The following is a 15989-nucleotide window of genomic DNA, read 5'->3' as shown; positions in this document are numbered from 1 at the left end:
ACCTAATCATATCTTATGAAATTACTTTTACTATGCCTGCCATTGTGCATAACTCTGACCGTATTTGGACAAACCAGAAAAACAGCTGTAGACTCTATTGAATTACGCTATCAGGAATGTTTAAGTCAGGGAGGAAACTCTTATAACTGTGCACTGGCCTACTATCAGGAAATGGATAGCCTCCTCGCCGCCGTTTACAATCAGGTCTACAATAATCTGGACAATCCCCGCCGCGAAACTTTAGAAATCGCTCAGGCTCAATGGACAGAAAAGAAAGAAGCCTATTTCAAAGACATCGAAGTCCGTGCTGAAAAGAAAAGACCGCAGACCCTCGCAGGTCTGGACGACGATATGATCCTCACAGACAACAAAGCTGCATACCTGAAACACAGAGTGATAGAGCTACTCAAGAGCATCCATTCTTAATTAATGATGGGTGGCCCGGCGCTTGATCATGCCACCCTTTGTATCATTGATATTGTGTTGCACTATAAATGCTTTTTCATCTATTTTCTCTATTTCGTCAATGATTTTGTGCACTTCCAGGCGGGTAACCACGGTGTAGATAATATCAATATCCTTATCCACTGAACCACGCTTACCATAACCACTTTGTCCCTTGAATACGGTCACACCTTTCCTCAGGGTCAGCGTCAATGTTTTGCGCACCAGTTCACTTTCATTGGAGATAATTGTGAGGGCGATGTATTCTTCAAAACCGGAGATTACATAGTCTACCGTTTTGGATGCAGCCAGGTAAGTCAGTATCGCATACAGTGCTGTTTCAATATTAATGAGGATCGCCGCTACACTGAAGATGACCAGGTTGAAGTACATAATCACTTCTCCCATGGACAGCACTGTCTTGCGGTTGATGTAAAGGGCCAGTACTTCCGTACCATCCAATACGGCACCGCCTCTTACTGACAAGCCGATTCCGGCGCCTAAGAAGAAACCGCCGAAAATAGCGATCAGCAGGTGGTCGCTGGTGATAGTTGGTACTTTGATAAATACGAGGGCACAGGCCAATCCCACAATGGCACACATGGCCTTGATGGTAAATTCAACAGAAAGCTGCTTGTAAGCCAGTAATATAAAAGGGATATTTATTATGACCAGGAGTACGGAAATATTCCATCCGGTTAGTCGGTTGATAAGCAGTGAAATACCCGTTACGCCTCCATCCAGAAATTCATTGGGCAATAGAAACCCCTTTAGGCCAACGGCGGCCAGCAGCACACCGATGGTAATCAGGGCGATGTCCTGCAGGTTCTGGATCAGGTTAATTCGGGCGCGGGTTTCCTTAGTGTTCGGCATGATAGGTACGATTTAATTACTATTATTTTCATTGCCGTTCGTGGTGTTTACATCCGCTCCTGGTGGCGCAACCATCTCTCCGGGATCTCATTATTGCTCGCCAGCAGGTAATCGTTATAGGCACAGGGTAAGAATTCTTTCCCAGGCATCTGCATCCACCAGCGCCCGGTCTTTTTACTTTTCAGGAATACGGTTTCAATGTCCCCGCATACAATATTAAACTCCCAGAATGCTTCGCGGTCCTGCAGCACGGCTTCTTTATGCCGGATAGCTACGCCATCCATAAAGTACCACATCATCTGACCAATCTGTTTAGCCGTCAGCTGGTTTCTATCCTTTTCAGGACGATAACCATAAATGCCGAAGGAACTCAGTCGGGCGCTCATACCTGCATAGCGGGAGAGCACACAGGCCTCATCGCCAGCCAACCCATTAGGGGAGAGGGTATTAGCAGGAGCATCGGAGTTTTTAATGACATTGATATCCAGGCTCAGCATATCTGTGTTCCGCAGCACCGGTTCCATCTCGTCCATGTTTTCTCTCACCTTGCCCAGGCGGTAGCAATCGAACCGGAGTTTATCCAGTGTTTCCAGCATCCGGGGATGTACATAGAAACTCTGAAAACCGAGGTGATTGTAATGACGGATGTAGTTGGGTTGTTCGGTGAACATTTCCATGAGGAAGCTGTCTGCCGGGATTGTTGAATCTTCTTTGAGGTCTATCAACGCATCGGCCACGGTGGCTTCTATCACATATTTCTGCGTTGCGTAAGCCTTGTATTGAGCATAGGTCAGGTCGTGAGAACCGCCCAGGATAATGACTGTTTTTTGGGAGTTAACCAGTTCGGCCACTACTGTTTTCAGACCGGCATAGGTATCAGTGAGTTCAATACCAGGGCGCAGGTTACCGATATCGGCGATCTTCACTTCTTTGTGCCAGTAGAAGAGGTTGAAGAATTCACGGCGGATGGCATCTGCAGCATCCGGCCCTTTTTTGCCGGGTCCATATCCGCGCTCATCAGCAGCACCTACTAATATAATGTCAGCCGCATCCAGATCAGGAATGTTTCCATCTTCATAGCAATCACAGATGGCACCGATCTGGTACTCATCATATTCCAGTTCATTGTTCAGGTCTGCTTTTGAGATGGGAATCAGGTAATCGTGAAGTTGCGCGAAGTCTGCCATCAATAGAAATTTGTTTGCTCGCAAACCTACGAATCAATTGTGAATTAACGACAAACGTGAATAAAGATAGTAATCGGCTATGTTAGTGATACACGTAGCAATGCCTGACTGATGACATCAGGGTGTAGAGTGACGACCTGCCTGCCACTACAATTGAACTGTCTGGTATTTAGTTCTTATGTATGATGAATTCAAAAGGTTTGACTTCTTGTCTTGATAATGCTTTTTGCAGTACTGGACGCTTGCTGGTGATTTTGTTCCTGTTACAATCAGCCACTTCCATTACGTTACATAGATAGTCCATTGTTTCTACCATGGATAGCATTTCGTTAATCTGTCTTACTGCATTTTGAATTTGTTTCTCGCTGTACCTGTCTTCATGCAGGACAAACAATAAATCCCTTTCAACCTGTTTCATTAGAATAAATTGATTGTTCCCCTAAATGTTGTTTAAAGGCGTTTTCAGTAGGCGTAAGTGATTTGGTGTGCTCAACAACTGGATGTACAAGGTCTTTAATATGCGCGGGAACGATCCGGCTATTCTCAATAAAGATCAGTGCATGCGTTTTTTATTCATAGTAGGACATCCGCAATCGTTTTTCTTTAAAACTTTACAGCTCTGTCCGATTATACTGATTGTAGCGCAAAGAAGAAAGATAGTCAGCCATTTATTTGATTTCATACTCTATGTTGTTTCCTCAAAAATGTTATAGATGCCAGTCTGTACGAGAGTTTACCTTTTCTTAACAGTGCGCATTTCTAAATTAAGCTAATTTCGTAAAAATTTCAAATATTTGCCTACAAAATCTGCGCGTAAAACAGTTCTGGTAGTCCCTCTGGACTGGGGATTAGGTCATGCAACCCGGGATATCCCTATCATTCACGAATTATTAAACGCAGGCTGTAATGTAGTTATTGCTGCCGAGGGGAAACATGCTGCCTTGTTAGGCCAGGAATTCCCACAGCTGACTATCCTGCCGCTTCCCGGATACCGCATCCAGTATGCTCAAAAGGGCTGGTTCTTTGGGCCGAAAATTATTCAGCAGATCCCTCAGATCATCAAGTCTATCAAGTATGAGCAACGATGGCTGCAACAGGTTGTGAAGGAACACAACATCGATGCTGTCATCTCCGACAACCGCTTCGGCCTCTATCACCGGGACATCCCTACTGTTATTATCTCTCACCAGTTGTTGATCAAGACCCCGTTTGGCGGGATCATTGAGACCATTCTGCAAAAGATCAATTACAGCTACATCCGCAGGTATGGTGCCTGCTGGATACCGGACTATGCCGGCTCCAACAACCTTTCAGGTATATTGGGTCATCCAAAAGTGTTGCCTCCTAATACTACCTATTTAGGTTGCCTCAGCCGTTTTGAGAACAGACCAGATGTGCCTAAAAAATACGATCTACTGGTCCTGATTTCAGGTCCTGAACCTCAACGTTCCAACCTGGAAAAAATGGTACTGGAACAAGTAGCAGCATTACCTATCAGTGCGCTGATCGTAAGTGGTAAACCAGGTACGCCTGAAACGAAACAGGTCACACCACGTATTCAACAGGTAAACCACCTGAATGCAAAAGAATTGAATGAAGCAATGCTCGGGGCTGATATGGTGTTAAGCCGTTCTGGTTATACCACCCTCATGGACCTTGTAAAGCTGAATAAGAAAGCGATATTAGTACCCACTCCGGGGCAGTCTGAGCAGGAATATCTGGGTAAGTTCCTGATGAAAAAAGGATTCTTCTATAATGTGAATCAATCTGAATTCAGATTGGAGAAAGCATTGGAGGATATCAAAACATTCCCGTTCAAATCTTTTGAACATGAGGAAGATATGGAACAGTATAAACAAGTAGTCAGAAATTTTGCTGCCTCTTTATAAATGAAGATCAAAAATTCAGACGATTGCCTTCGGCAATCGTCTGAATTTTTATAGTTTTTGAAGNNCTTCAAAAACTATAAAAATTATTTTTTCGCAGCCGCTTCCAGCCCTTCTACATTCTTCTTATCATTCCCGATAAAGATCTCTTTCCCCACAATACTCACAGGCCTCTTCAAAAAAGAATATTCCTGCAGGATCAGATCATGATAATCTTTCTCCGTCAGCTCTTTTTCATGTAATCCCATAGGACGATATTTCTGTGATCTCCGGCTAAACAACGCCTCATAACTTCCTGCCAGTTTATGCATCTCTTCCAGCTGCGCCGGTGTTATCTTCTCCGTCTTTATATCCTGCAACTCAAACCCATTCTCCTTCGCCTTTACCGCATCTATAATCTTTTTACAGGTATTACAGGTCGACAGATGGTATATTTTTTTCATGTGCGTTTCTTTGAGGGCAAAGATCCTAACTCAGGCGATATATTTCACAATTCATAGTTACTTTTGGCAGATGCAAAAGAAACTTTTTTTACTGGATGCCATGGCTCTCATATATCGCGCATACTATGGCCTGATCCGGAACCCTCGCCTCACCAGCGCTGGTCGTAACACCAATGCCCAGTTTGGTTTTACTTCCACCTTGATAGACCTGATCAATAAAGAAAAACCTACACACATGGCAGTGGCATTCGATACGCATGCCCCCACCGAAAGACATACCACCTTTGTCGATTACAAAGCGAATCGTGAAGACGCACCTGAAGATCTGCTTGACGCTATTCCCGATATCAAACGTATTATCACCGGTTTCAATATCCCTTGTGTTGAATTAGACGGTTATGAAGCCGATGATGTAATCGGGACCCTCGCCTGGCAGGCTGCCGAAGCGGGTTACACAGTATACATGGTGACACCGGACAAAGACTATGGCCAGCTCGTAAAAGAAAATGTATTCATCTATAAACCACCTTACATGGGCAGCAAAGAAGAAATTCTTGGCCCAAAAGAAGTGTGTGAAAAATGGCAGATCAAAGATGTGCACCAGGTTATTGATATCCTGGGGCTCATGGGTGATGCTGTCGACAACATTCCTGGTATTCCGGGGGTAGGAGAGAAGACCGCCATGAAACTTTTAGCCCAGTACGATTCCATCGAAAATGTACTGGCCAATGCAGACAAGATTGGTGGTAAAATGGGAGAAAAGATCAAAGCTGGTGCGGATAGCGCCATCCTCTCCAAACAACTCGCCACTATCATCACCGATGTTCCTGTGACCTTCCACGAAGAAGACTTCTGCATCAAAGACCATAACAAAGAAGCGCTCTCTGAAGTCTTCATTGAACTGGAATTCAAAACCCTGGGCAAACGTATTCTTGGCGATACCTTTGGCGCCAGTAGTGAAGTTACTACTAACGGTAAAGTTCAACTGGACCTATTCGGCAACGTTACCGCTACCTCCGCGGCAGCTATCACTGAAGATACCCCTGAACAGATAGTAAGTATCCTGGTTGCTGAAAAGAATATCAACAATACACCACATAACTACCACCTGGCAGACACACCTGAAAAAAGAGCAGAACTGCTGGCCACCCTGCTCTCCAAACAGGAAGTCTGCTTCGATACTGAAACGACAGGTACCGATGCAAATGCTGTAGACCTGGTAGGAATGAGCTTCTCATTTGCAGCCGGCGAAGCCTGGTATGTACCCGTACCTGCTAACAAAGCCGGGGCACAGGCCATTGTAGACGAATTCCGTCCGCTCTTCGAAACTACCCACATCGTATTCATTGGCCAGAACCTGAAATACGATATGCTGGTACTTAAGTGGTATGGTGTAGAGATCAAAGCACCTGTTTTTGATACGATGCTTGCCCACTACCTCATAGAGCCTGAAGGCCGCCGCAGCATGGATCTGCTCAGCGCTCAGTACCTGCAATACGAACCGGTTTCTATCGAAACCCTCATTGGAAAAAAAGGTAAGAATCAGGGCAACATGCGCGATGTGGAGATCGATAAGATCAAGGACTATGCAGCAGAAGATGCCGACATCACCCTGCAGCTAAAAGAAAAGTTCGCCCCACTGCTGCCTGCTAAAAACGTAGAAAAGGTATTTTACGAAGTGGAAAACCCACTCGTGAAAGTCCTCACCGATATGGAATTCGAAGGTATCGCCATCGATATCCCGGCCCTGATCGATTACTCCCGCGAGCTGGATACTGAAATCAGAAGGGCGGAAGAAAGCGTATACACTCAGGCTGGTGTGCGTTTCAACCTCGCCTCTCCGAAACAACTGGGTGAGGTACTCTTCGAAAAACTGGCCCTTGATCCGAAAGCAAAAAAGACCCGTACCGGTCAATATGCTACAGGTGAAGACGTACTGGCAAAACTGGCCAGCAAGCACCAGATCGTAGACGACATCCTCGTATTCCGTGAGCTGAGTAAGCTGAAATCTACCTATGTAGATGCACTGCCAACCATGCTTAATAAACGCACAAACAGGATACATACTTCCTATAACCAGGCAGTAGCTGTAACCGGCCGTTTGAGCAGCACCAACCCGAACCTGCAGAATATTCCGATCAGAACTGACAGGGGCAGGGAAATCCGCAAAGCATTCGTACCCCGCAATGAAGAGTTTACCCTTCTCTCTGCGGATTACTCCCAGATAGAACTACGCATCATTGCTGCCATCAGCGAAGACGAGGCTATGATAGACGCTTTCCGCCAGGGTATAGATATCCACGCGGCTACTGCGGCCAAGGTATACGGCATTCCGCTGGAAGAGGTAACCTCTGATATGCGCCGCAATGCCAAGAGCGTAAACTTCGGTATTATTTACGGTGTGAGCGCCTTCGGTCTTTCCGAGAACCTGGGTATTCCACGTAGTGAAGCCAAAATGCTGATCGATAACTACTTCGCGCAGTACCAGGCGATCCAGCACTATATGGATAAACAGAAACAGTTTGCACAGCAGAATGGCTATGTAGAAACCCTGCTGGGCCGTAAGCGCTGGCTGAAAGACATCAACAGCTCCAACGCGGTGGTAAGAGGTTATGCAGAACGAAATGCCATCAACATGCCTATTCAGGGTACTGCTGCCGATATGATCAAGCTGGCCATGATCTCCATCCACAAAACAATGAAGGAGCAAAACCTGCGTTCAAAAATGATCCTTCAGGTACATGATGAATTGGTATTTGATGTTCATAAAGATGAGATTGAAATCATCCAGCCGATCATCCTGGAGGGTATGCGCAATGCACTGCCACTGGCGGTTCCGGTAGAAGCTGAAATAGGCCTTGGCCGCAACTGGCTGGAAGCCCACTAATTACTAATAAAGTGTTAAATATATTCACAATAAGGCCGGACAATTGATCATTGTCCGGCCTTTATTCACCATGGAATTTATAAGAAAAGATACTGCATTGCCGCAGCACTTAGTACTTACACCCCTCTTGTGTTTTCCAAATTCGTTTACTAGCTTTCGGCCATGATCCTGACCTCAAGGTTGCAAATATTGCCTTGTACATTACAGTACTTCGAAGCGTTGTTACAAGGAAAAGAAACGTTGGGCCATTTGTTGGATATTGATATACCTCTATTCTGGACAGAGTTCCCTGAAATTGTACTGATATCGTACGACAAATTGCGCAACGATCCCTCGATGCTTGGCTGGTTTCTATACCTGGTGGTTCACCAGGAAGATAAACGGCTGATTGGTACCGGTGGCTTCAAAGGCCGCCCCGATGCTAACGGCGTAGTAGAAATTGGCTACGAAATCACGACTGCCTACCGCGAACAGGGGTTTGGTACAGAGCTGACACAGGCCCTGATCCGTTTCGCCTTTGGGCACTCCTATGTGACCCGGGTAGTCGCCCATACAGAGGAGGAGTATACCGCTTCTGTAAAAGTGCTCCAGAAATCAGGAATGTCCTTTGCCGGCGAAAACCCCGACACGCAATTATGGCGCTGGGAAATATCCCGTGCGCAATACGAACTCCCCCAGGACTAACAACCGCTTACCTTAACTTTCTTTCTGAGTATAATTGGATTGGCTTACATTTGAAACCTCGTTTTCAAATCAAAACACCAAACCAAAATGAAGAAATGGATTTTAGGCCTGGCCGTGTGTTATTCCACCACGACTGCCATGGCGCAAACCACTAACAAAGAAGGCAGCAAATACCAATTTACCGTAATCAAGAACTTAGATGCAGGTGATGTAGAAAACCAGGGTCGTACCGGTACCTGCTGGTCCTTCTCCGGTCTGTCTTTCTTTCAGGCCGAAGCTCTGCGCAATGGCAAAGGCAAAGGCGTAAACCTGAGCGAAATGTTTGTGGTGAGAAAAATGTATCCTCTTAAGGCGGCAAACTACGTGCGTATGCATGGCAAAGCTAACTTTGGTGAGGGTGGTGGATTCCCTGACGATCTGCTCTGCCTGCGCGAATACGGACTGGTACCACAGGCAGTATACGACGGCAACCGCGATAAAGTATATAACCACGCTGAAATGGTCTCTATCCTGGAAGGTATGACCAAGACCATCGGCGCTAATGAAGGTACTGTCAATCCTAACTGGAAGAAAGCCGTTGATGGCGTACTGAATGCATACATGGGCGATGCTCCTGAAAAATTTGATTACCAGGGTAAATCTTACACGCCGCAATCCTTTGCAAAAGAACTGGGTTTGAATGCAGATGATTATGTACTGATTTCATCTTTCACTCACCACCCTTATTACCAACAGTTCGTACTGGAAGTGCCGGACAACTGGAATTGGGAAAGAGTGTACAATGTACCCCTGAATGAATTTACTGCTATCGCAGAAAATGCGATCCAGACTGGTTACACCATTGCATGGGCATCTGATGTATCAGAAAAAGGATTCAACTTCTTTGAAGGCCTGGCTGTAGTTCCGGAAACTGACTTTAGTGACATGACCGCTGACGAGAAAAAGAAAGTATTTGAAGAACCGGTAAAAGAAAAAACCATCACTCCTGAACTGCGTCAGAAAGCTTTCGACAATTTCGAAACGCAGGATGACCATGGTATGCACATCATAGGTATGGCAAAAGACCAGAATGGTAAAGTATACTTCCGTGTGAAAAATTCATGGGGTACTACCAATCCGGGTAGTGGCTACTTCTATGCTTCTGAAAATTTCTTCGCTTATAAGACGACCTGCATCATGCTGAACAAAAAAGCACTGCCTGCAGATATCGCTAAAAAACTGGGCATCAAACAATAGTGTTCTTTTTCTCAATAAAAAGGGGCTTTTCCAATGGAAAAAGCCCCTTTTTATTACTTGCCGGAAGCAAGTAAATTATTTGCTTTTGTCAATAAAATTTCTCTTATTCCGCTATGAAAAAGGATTTTAAGCCACACAGAAAGCACATATTTTATTTGCCTTCAATGCGTTGCGCTTCCTGGTAGGTTCCTAACCTGAACTTCAACGGCACCTTTGTACGCTGCTCAAAGTTCCACTCCTTTTTGCAGAAATATCCGAAGCACTGATCATAATAGGAATGAGGAGTCAGGGGAGGAGTCACTTTCGGCGTGAAAGTTACAGCTGTAGTGGGTTTTACAAAAGTAATTGACGGCGTCATCTTTTTTTGAAGCGGATATAATGGCGCTACAGAGAGTTTATTTTGCCCTTTTACAACATTAAATCCTAAAAACAGCAGCAAAAAAACACTACATATTTTCATACTCAAATGTTTTAGACGATTTCTTCAAAACTGCCAATCCCTTCCCTGATCATTTCAGGTTCAGACCCCGTACAATCGATCACTGTAGAAAACTGCATACCACCAGGACCACCATCCACGACAATGTCCACGATGTTTTCAAACTTTTCATGGATGATCTCCGGATCAGTATATTCTTCTACGTAAGCTTCAATAGGCAACGATGTGCTCAGAATAGGATTACCTAATTCCTTCACGATTGCTCTGCTGATATTATTATCGGGCACGCGTATACCAACCGTATCTTTCTTTTGCTTCAGCATTCTGGGCACCTGCCTGCTGGCGGGCAGAATAAATGTGTATGGTCCCGGTAATGCCTTCTTCAGCATTCTAAAGGTAGGTGTATCAACACTTCGTGCATAGTCAGACAAATGACTGAGATCGTAACATATAAACGAAAACTGGGCCTTGGCAGGATTAATATGCTTGATGCGGCAAATGCGTTCTATAGCTTTGTGCTGTGAGATGTCACAGCCCATGCCGTAAACCGTATCGGTCGGATAGATAATCACGCCTCCATCTTTCAGACATTCCACGATCGTCTTTAAATGACGGGGATTCGGGTTGTCCGGGTGTAAAGTTAAAAGCATAGAGTAAATTTACGATTATACTACCAATTACCACACCAGCTGTATAAAAAGCTGACCATACTTAACATGGACATTAAATAATCTTACTATCTTTCCGCCCAATTTCCAAAATCATTTTGTGGATGAAGTTGAAAGGAATTGTTCCGAGAACATGGCGACACTTGAAGAGGATTCTCCTGGTCTTATTTATTGCTCATTTCGTGTACCTCATTGCATTAAAATGGGTCAATCCCCCCATTACTGTTACGATGATTTCAAGTTGGTTTGGCACATGGGGTAGCGACACAAAGTTTCATAAAACATGGGTAAATTATTCAGAGATATCTGAATTCACCAAGCTGGCAGTATTGTCCAGTGAAGACCAGTTATTCCCTGACCATAATGGCTTTGACTTTAAGTCAATCGAAAAAGCCATGAAGCATAACCAGAAGAGTAAGAAGATTCATGGCGCCAGCACGATTAGCCAGCAGGTAGCGAAAAACGTATTCCTGTGGCAGGGGGGAGGCTATTTCAGAAAAGGATTGGAAGTTTATTTCACCTTCATGATTGAAAAACTCTGGGGCAAGGAACGCATTCTGGAAGTATATCTTAACATAGCTCAGACCGGCAATGCAGTATTTGGTGTAGAAGCTGCTGCTCAGCAGTATTATCATAAAACAGCGGCAAGTCTCAACAGAGAGCAATCGGCTATGATCGCCGCCTGCCTGCCCAATCCTGTCAGATATACTGTGGTACCACCTGCAAGGATCACCCTGTACAGACAAAAGAAAATTTTAGTACAAATGCGCTTACTGGCCGGCGATCCGGATATATCAGAACTGATCAGTTCCAAGTAACTGATTTATCACCTTCACCGCCGTTTCCTGCCTTTCTTCAAATGTTCCGCGGATCTCCACCCAGCGTACGCCTGAAGATTGTACAATCTCTTTGTAGACATTATAAAAGTGTTCACGCATAGCCGGGTCCGGATGTTCTCTTTGCGGATCATCTTCCCATGGAATATCAATATAGGTGAGCAGGTACAGATCGTATTTTCTTTCTGCAATAGCCGCGAGTATCCATGGATCGCATTCACCATATTTATACTCGCTCCACACTCTGATCACATGCAGATCGGTATCGCATACCAGCAGGCGGTTTGCCAGCTTCGCTCTTGCTGCCTCCAGTTCCAGCTGCCCTTTTGCAATGGTCAGCAGGTCGGACTGCTCATATGGGCGAGATAATTCTTCTATATACTGACGGGCATATTCAGGCACCCACATCGTTTCGTAATGCGACGCCAGAAACTCACTGAGCGTACTTTTGCCGGTGCTCTCCGGACCAATAACCACTACTTTGTATAGCTCTTCCATATCTTCTTCCAGCTAAAATAACCCATCACTGCTACTATAAACAGGAAGATGGTCAATACCGCAGTTGCGACTAGTTTTTTATGAAATAATAACGGGACCGCTACCAGGTTAGATATATTCAGTAAGATCCAGTTTTCAATTTTCCGCTGTGCCAACAACCACATACCAGCACAGGCGGTGGCTGATACAAATGCATCTATCAACGGTACATCTGAGTTCGAGAAATGACTCAGCAGGTAATAGAACACTGCCCAGCCAATCAAAGTAATTGCCACGGTTACAACCCAATCCCTTCCGGATGCCCAGGCAATAGGAACTTCCGGTTCAGAAGCTTTCTTCCTGGCCCAGTGGTACCAGCCGTATACACTCATGATGAAATAATAAACATTCAGTGTCGCTTCAGCATAGAGCTTAAACTGCTCCCTGGATAACAGGTATGCATAAATACCCGTGCTGACCAGACCTGTTGGATATAACCAGATGCTGTTCTGCTTACTACATACTACACTGATGGCGCCAAAAATCGCTGCCAGGATTTCCAGCCAGCTCATGGCCCTGACTCCTTCTATCAGCGCCTGGTAAAATACATCCACATTCATGCCGCAAAGATAAGTGTACCCATACCCTAAAAAAATCGGGTAGTGTAACTGTTTGAAAATCAGTATTAGCTTATAGAAGCGTCGAAGAAGCATCGAACAACAGTCGAACAACGGTCGAAGAAGCGTCGAACAACGTTTTTTTACATGCTATTTTTTCTCTCCCATCAATACCCCCGATACATTCCACGCGCTGAAAGCGGTTCCTTCTCTCTTTCCTAATGGAATCGCTATTTTAAATTCATGTACGCCAGGCGCCAGATCTGGTAGTGGGATATATACGGCCGGTGTCAAACTACCCGGGCACCAGTTGGACCTGCTAAGGTCGGAAGATGATAACCCGTTTGAGAAATTGCCGGATGATGGATTCAGCAACCGGTAAGTACCGCAATCTGTTCTCCATGGCACAAAGTGATATACCCGCTTGCCATCTACAAATATTTCATTCAGCTTAGGCACGAATTCATCGCCGTTGCCCCAGCCGCCATGACCAGTGGTGATGTAACGGAGCTGTAAGTTCTTTACACCTTCCGGAATATTTACTTTCACGGTCAGGGAATCATGGTCGAACATTGTACCATATTCCTGTCCTGCCATTTCCATCAGGTTAGTAGTATTGAAAATCGGCTGTAAATAATCTGGTGTCTGTAATCCTCCATCATCGTCACCTTTAAAGTACTTCAGACGCAGACTTACGATATGGCCACCTTTGTCATAGTTACCGATGAAAACCCCTAACCAGACATCACCTTCCATCCTTGACTGCAGCTCTGTGATCTCCTGGCGGAATACTGCAGAATCAGCCCAGTTATAACCAGCTATCTGGCTTCTTTCATTATAATGATGAATGCCAAAAGGGGTAAAGAAGCGCAGCAGTTCCATGGTAGGCTGGTAATCGTCAGTAGCGACTACGCCCTGGTATTTCTCCTTATAAACTGGCAGGTCCTTCACACCATTCTGCAGACCATTCAGGAAAGAACGCTGTTTATCCACAGGAATCATAAATACTGAACCGGTGCGGTCATAAGCATCCCCGTTGGAATACTGGGCCAGTTCTGCAAACAGCTGGCGACCGGGTTCGTATTTAGGCAGTTTTACTTTTTTCAGCACCACGGTACCACCAGCATAGTGATAGGTCACATCGCGCTGGTCCGCAGCAGGATTAGGTTTGTCATATCCAAAGGAAACCTGTTCCTTACTGAATACCGGAATGGTGGTATAGCGACTGTCAATCACTTCACGGGAGTAGTTAGCCTGATCTACCAGGGTACCCATTGCGGTAGCGTCCGGCCAGTTCAGGTCTTTCGGATTGATTTTGCCCTTCTTTACCTCGGTAGCTACGACCTCCATTTCTCCGTTTCTCACAGTCTTCAACACCAATCCTAATCCAGGAGTAACACCTAAAGCCGGTGTCCCCTTTACATTCAGGGCATTGGTATACCATACTTCAACAGTATTGGAGCGGATGATAACTTTGGCTTTTTTACAGAGGTAGCCGGCTATGGTTGCAGTATCGGATAACAGCTCCGGCTTTTCGTAATCTTCTATTTTCTTTTTGAAGGTGACAGCTCTGCCTTCCAGGCGTAACACCTGCATGGTTATGTTGTCTGTATAGTCGATGTATTGCTGTTCTTTTGCGCCAGCGTCCGTATCCTTTATTACATGAGTCTTTTTACCATCAATAAATAAAGTGGAGGCGGCGTCTTTCATTTCTTCCCCATGATAGCGCACCTTGTAGTGGACTGTCAGGGCGTTCTGTGCATGTATTTCCGCTGCAAACAGCAAGCTGGCAGCTATAAAGAGATATTTCATAAGTATGAGGCCTGATTTTGTAACAGTCGCAAGATAGTGGCAAATGGGATAAATAAAAAAGCACAGTCAAAAAGACTGTGCTCATTTTTAACACTATCATTCTCTCAACTATGGCTTATTCCGCTTCAGCTACCACTTCCTTCACTTCCGGGATCATACGCTTCATCATGCCTTCGATACCGGCTTTCAGTGTGATCATGGAAGAAGGGCAACCTGAACATGAGCCTTGCAGCATCAGTTTCACAGTTCCATCTTCGTAGTCTTTGAACTGAATGGCACCGCCATCCATTTCAACTGCAGGCTTTACGTAGTTTTCAAGCAATTCTTTAATACGCTTTACCACATCTGTATCATCTGCACTTACTTCGTTTCCGGCTGCTGGTTTATCAACGATTTCGTCTTCGTTCAAAACAGGGCGGTTATCTTCCAGATACTCTTTCAGAAAAGCTTTTATAGTAGGGATAATATCATTCCAATCAGTTTCAGGAGTCTTTGTCAGCGTGATAAAGTTCGCCATAATAAACACACCTCTGATGAACGGGAAGCTGAACAGTTCGGCCGCCAGTGGAGATGGTTTTGCACTTGCTTCATCCGGAAAGTCGATATGCTTACCTGGGTACAGGAGCTTGTTAGCAACAAACTTCATGGTTTCCGGATTCGGCGTCATTTCCGTATATATGCTGATGATGGGATTTCCTGTTTTAATCATGGTATTCTAAACTTTTGATAGAACAAAGGTAACTACTTTCAACTAGAATCTGAGGGAATTCAGCCCTTTTAACTATTACTATTTTCAATGGGGATATAGACAAAATCATATAGGTAAATATCGAATTATCAACGTTCCAGAAATCTTTTTAAAAATATACATGGCACATTATTCTATATATTAACTTTATGGGAAATAACGCCATCATTGAGTATGCCCACTGTCAAAACCTTGCATGCACGCAAAAGAATAGCACTGATCGCACACGATCACAAGAAAGCTGAGCTCATAGAATGGGCCCTCTACAACAAAACCGTACTCTGCCGTCATGAACTTTACGCTACCGGCACCACAGGCAAGCTCATTGAAGAAAATCTCGACGTCCCTGTCAGAAAATTATTATCCGGCCCACTAGGTGGCGACCAGCAAATAGGCTCTATGATCGCCGAAGGCAAAATCGATGTCGTGATCTTTTTCTGGGATCCCATGGAAGCACTTCCACATGATCCTGATATCAAAGCCCTGCTCCGCCTTGGTGTAGTATGGAATATCCCTATGGCCAGCAATCGTACCTCTGCAGACTTCCTGCTTACATCTCCTCTCATGCACCAGGAATATGAAGTACGCTTACCTGACTATTCACAATATCTGGGTAGAAAAGTTTAGTAATCATTTCGTCCTCATCTGACCTTATCTTTTCAATAATCTGTCTTTCTTAGAAAGATCGGCACCGTTTGTGCTGCAAAGTACTCCTTACTAACCAGTTAGGTGTTTTCACACACCTTGTTGGA

General features: G+C 44.9%; 17 protein-coding genes. 7 read left to right on the top strand and 10 right to left on the bottom strand.

Features of this window, described 5'->3' with window-relative positions; genetic code table 11:
- Positions 1-15 precede the first annotated feature (15 nt).
- On the top strand, positions 16-426 hold the full coding sequence (locus BW716_RS07540; protein WP_083721917.1) for a lysozyme inhibitor LprI family protein: 411 nt from the start codon (positions 16-18) through the stop codon (positions 424-426).
- On the opposite strand, the gene BW716_RS07535 is transcribed toward BW716_RS07540, so the two are convergent.
- From BW716_RS07535 to BW716_RS07525, 3 genes are all read right to left on the bottom strand, one after another.
- A complete protein-coding gene (locus tag BW716_RS07535; protein ID WP_083721916.1) occupies positions 427-1317 on the bottom strand; it encodes a YitT family protein in 891 nt (296 codons plus the stop codon). It abuts the gene before it with no gap.
- Positions 1318-1364: 47 nt separating this feature from the next.
- Complete coding sequence (locus tag BW716_RS07530) at positions 1365-2504, bottom strand: formimidoylglutamase (protein WP_083721915.1); 1140 nt, start codon at positions 2502-2504, stop codon at positions 1365-1367.
- A 169-nt stretch (positions 2505-2673) separates the two neighbouring features.
- Positions 2674-2922: a hypothetical protein gene (locus tag BW716_RS07525; RefSeq protein WP_083721914.1), complete on the bottom strand. Its 249-nt coding sequence runs from the start codon at positions 2920-2922 to the stop codon at positions 2674-2676.
- 376 nt (positions 2923-3298) lie between these two features.
- On the opposite strand from BW716_RS07525, the gene BW716_RS07520 reads away from it, so the two are divergent.
- Positions 3299-4393, top strand: coding sequence for a glycosyltransferase (locus tag BW716_RS07520; RefSeq protein WP_083721913.1), 1095 nt, complete (start codon positions 3299-3301; stop codon positions 4391-4393).
- Between the two features lie 83 nt (positions 4394-4476).
- Here BW716_RS07520 and BW716_RS07515 read toward each other — a convergent pair whose 3' ends face one another.
- Complete coding sequence (locus BW716_RS07515; RefSeq protein WP_083721912.1) at positions 4477-4833, bottom strand: arsenate reductase family protein; 357 nt, start codon at positions 4831-4833, stop codon at positions 4477-4479.
- 70 nt (positions 4834-4903) lie between these two features.
- Between BW716_RS07515 and polA the strand changes: the two genes are divergently transcribed.
- The 3 genes from polA to BW716_RS07500 all read left to right on the top strand — a co-directional run bounded on the left by polA (position 4904) and on the right by BW716_RS07500 (position 9640).
- Entirely contained in the window at positions 4904-7720 is a 2817-nt protein-coding gene (gene polA / locus BW716_RS07510; protein ID WP_083721911.1) for a DNA polymerase I, read from the top strand.
- 162 nt (positions 7721-7882) lie between these two features.
- A complete protein-coding gene (locus BW716_RS07505; protein WP_083721910.1) occupies positions 7883-8404 on the top strand; it encodes a GNAT family N-acetyltransferase in 522 nt (173 codons plus the stop codon).
- Between the two features lie 87 nt (positions 8405-8491).
- Positions 8492-9640 (top strand): aminopeptidase C, encoded by a 1149-nt coding sequence (locus BW716_RS07500; protein WP_083721909.1) that lies wholly within the window; start codon positions 8492-8494, stop codon positions 9638-9640.
- A gap of 151 nt (positions 9641-9791) precedes the next feature.
- Here the strand turns inward: BW716_RS07500 and BW716_RS07495 are convergent, their stop codons facing one another.
- Together BW716_RS07495 and BW716_RS07490 are read right to left on the bottom strand one after the other, a co-directional pair.
- Positions 9792-10100, bottom strand: coding sequence for a hypothetical protein (locus BW716_RS07495; protein WP_083721908.1), 309 nt, complete (start codon positions 10098-10100; stop codon positions 9792-9794).
- 11 nt (positions 10101-10111) lie between these two features.
- Positions 10112-10729: an L-threonylcarbamoyladenylate synthase gene (locus tag BW716_RS07490; RefSeq protein WP_083721907.1), complete on the bottom strand. Its 618-nt coding sequence runs from the start codon at positions 10727-10729 to the stop codon at positions 10112-10114.
- A gap of 161 nt (positions 10730-10890) precedes the next feature.
- Here BW716_RS07490 and mtgA point away from each other — a divergent pair, with 161 nt between their 5' ends.
- Entirely contained in the window at positions 10891-11565 is a 675-nt protein-coding gene (mtgA, locus tag BW716_RS07485) for a monofunctional biosynthetic peptidoglycan transglycosylase (RefSeq protein ID WP_235643535.1), read from the top strand.
- On the opposite strand, the gene BW716_RS07480 is transcribed toward mtgA, so the two are convergent.
- From BW716_RS07480 to BW716_RS07465, 4 genes are all read right to left on the bottom strand, one after another.
- Positions 11542-12081, bottom strand: a complete 540-nt coding sequence (locus BW716_RS07480; protein WP_083721905.1) for an AAA family ATPase — start codon at positions 12079-12081, stop codon at positions 11542-11544. The genes mtgA and BW716_RS07480 overlap by 24 nt on opposite strands.
- Positions 12060-12680 carry a nicotinamide riboside transporter PnuC gene (pnuC, locus tag BW716_RS07475; RefSeq protein WP_083721904.1) on the bottom strand — a complete coding sequence of 207 codons (621 nt, stop codon included), beginning with the start codon at positions 12678-12680 and terminating at the stop codon, positions 12060-12062. The genes BW716_RS07480 and pnuC overlap by 22 nt, the downstream gene beginning before the upstream one ends.
- A gap of 147 nt (positions 12681-12827) precedes the next feature.
- Positions 12828-14489: a PNGase F N-terminal domain-containing protein gene (locus tag BW716_RS07470; RefSeq protein WP_083721903.1), complete on the bottom strand. Its 1662-nt coding sequence runs from the start codon at positions 14487-14489 to the stop codon at positions 12828-12830.
- A 115-nt stretch (positions 14490-14604) separates the two neighbouring features.
- The gene (locus BW716_RS07465) at positions 14605-15198 is read right to left on the bottom strand and encodes a NifU family protein (RefSeq protein ID WP_083721902.1); all 594 of its coding nucleotides are present in this window, start codon (positions 15196-15198) and stop codon (positions 14605-14607) included.
- 213 nt (positions 15199-15411) lie between these two features.
- Between BW716_RS07465 and BW716_RS07460 the strand changes: the two genes are divergently transcribed.
- On the top strand, positions 15412-15864 hold the full coding sequence (locus BW716_RS07460; protein WP_072358941.1) for a methylglyoxal synthase: 453 nt from the start codon (positions 15412-15414) through the stop codon (positions 15862-15864).
- Positions 15865-15989: the final 125 nt, after the last annotated feature.

The sequence above is a fragment of the [Flexibacter] sp. ATCC 35208 genome, assembly GCF_001975825.1.
Lineage (GTDB): Bacteria > Bacteroidota > Bacteroidia > Chitinophagales > Chitinophagaceae > Chitinophaga.
This window is presented reverse-complemented; position numbering and strand designations above follow the sequence as displayed.

Excerpts from the sequence above, each read along its gene's own strand:
- BW716_RS07530 (WP_083721915.1), bottom strand. The coding sequence starts at position 2,504 with ATGGCAGACTTCGCGCAACTTCACGATTACCTGATTCCCATCTCAAAA.
- BW716_RS07495 (WP_083721908.1), bottom strand. The coding sequence starts at position 10,100 with ATGAAAATATGTAGTGTTTTTTTGCTGCTGTTTTTAGGATTTAATGTT.
- BW716_RS07505 (WP_083721910.1), top strand. The coding sequence starts at position 7,883 with ATGATCCTGACCTCAAGGTTGCAAATATTGCCTTGTACATTACAGTAC.
- BW716_RS07535 (WP_083721916.1), bottom strand. The coding sequence starts at position 1,317 with ATGCCGAACACTAAGGAAACCCGCGCCCGAATTAACCTGATCCAGAAC.
- BW716_RS07470 (WP_083721903.1), bottom strand. The coding sequence starts at position 14,489 with ATGAAATATCTCTTTATAGCTGCCAGCTTGCTGTTTGCAGCGGAAATA.
- pnuC (WP_083721904.1), bottom strand. The coding sequence starts at position 12,680 with ATGAATGTGGATGTATTTTACCAGGCGCTGATAGAAGGAGTCAGGGCC.
- BW716_RS07490 (WP_083721907.1), bottom strand. The coding sequence starts at position 10,729 with ATGCTTTTAACTTTACACCCGGACAACCCGAATCCCCGTCATTTAAAG.
- BW716_RS07515 (WP_083721912.1), bottom strand. The coding sequence starts at position 4,833 with ATGAAAAAAATATACCATCTGTCGACCTGTAATACCTGTAAAAAGATT.
- BW716_RS07465 (WP_083721902.1), bottom strand. The coding sequence starts at position 15,198 with ATGATTAAAACAGGAAATCCCATCATCAGCATATATACGGAAATGACG.
- BW716_RS07460 (WP_072358941.1), top strand. The coding sequence starts at position 15,412 with ATGCCCACTGTCAAAACCTTGCATGCACGCAAAAGAATAGCACTGATC.
- BW716_RS07500 (WP_083721909.1), top strand. The coding sequence starts at position 8,492 with ATGAAGAAATGGATTTTAGGCCTGGCCGTGTGTTATTCCACCACGACT.
- BW716_RS07540 (WP_083721917.1), top strand. The coding sequence starts at position 16 with ATGAAATTACTTTTACTATGCCTGCCATTGTGCATAACTCTGACCGTA.
- BW716_RS07480 (WP_083721905.1), bottom strand. The coding sequence starts at position 12,081 with ATGGAAGAGCTATACAAAGTAGTGGTTATTGGTCCGGAGAGCACCGGC.
- BW716_RS07525 (WP_083721914.1), bottom strand. The coding sequence starts at position 2,922 with ATGAAACAGGTTGAAAGGGATTTATTGTTTGTCCTGCATGAAGACAGG.
- polA (WP_083721911.1), top strand. The coding sequence starts at position 4,904 with ATGCAAAAGAAACTTTTTTTACTGGATGCCATGGCTCTCATATATCGC.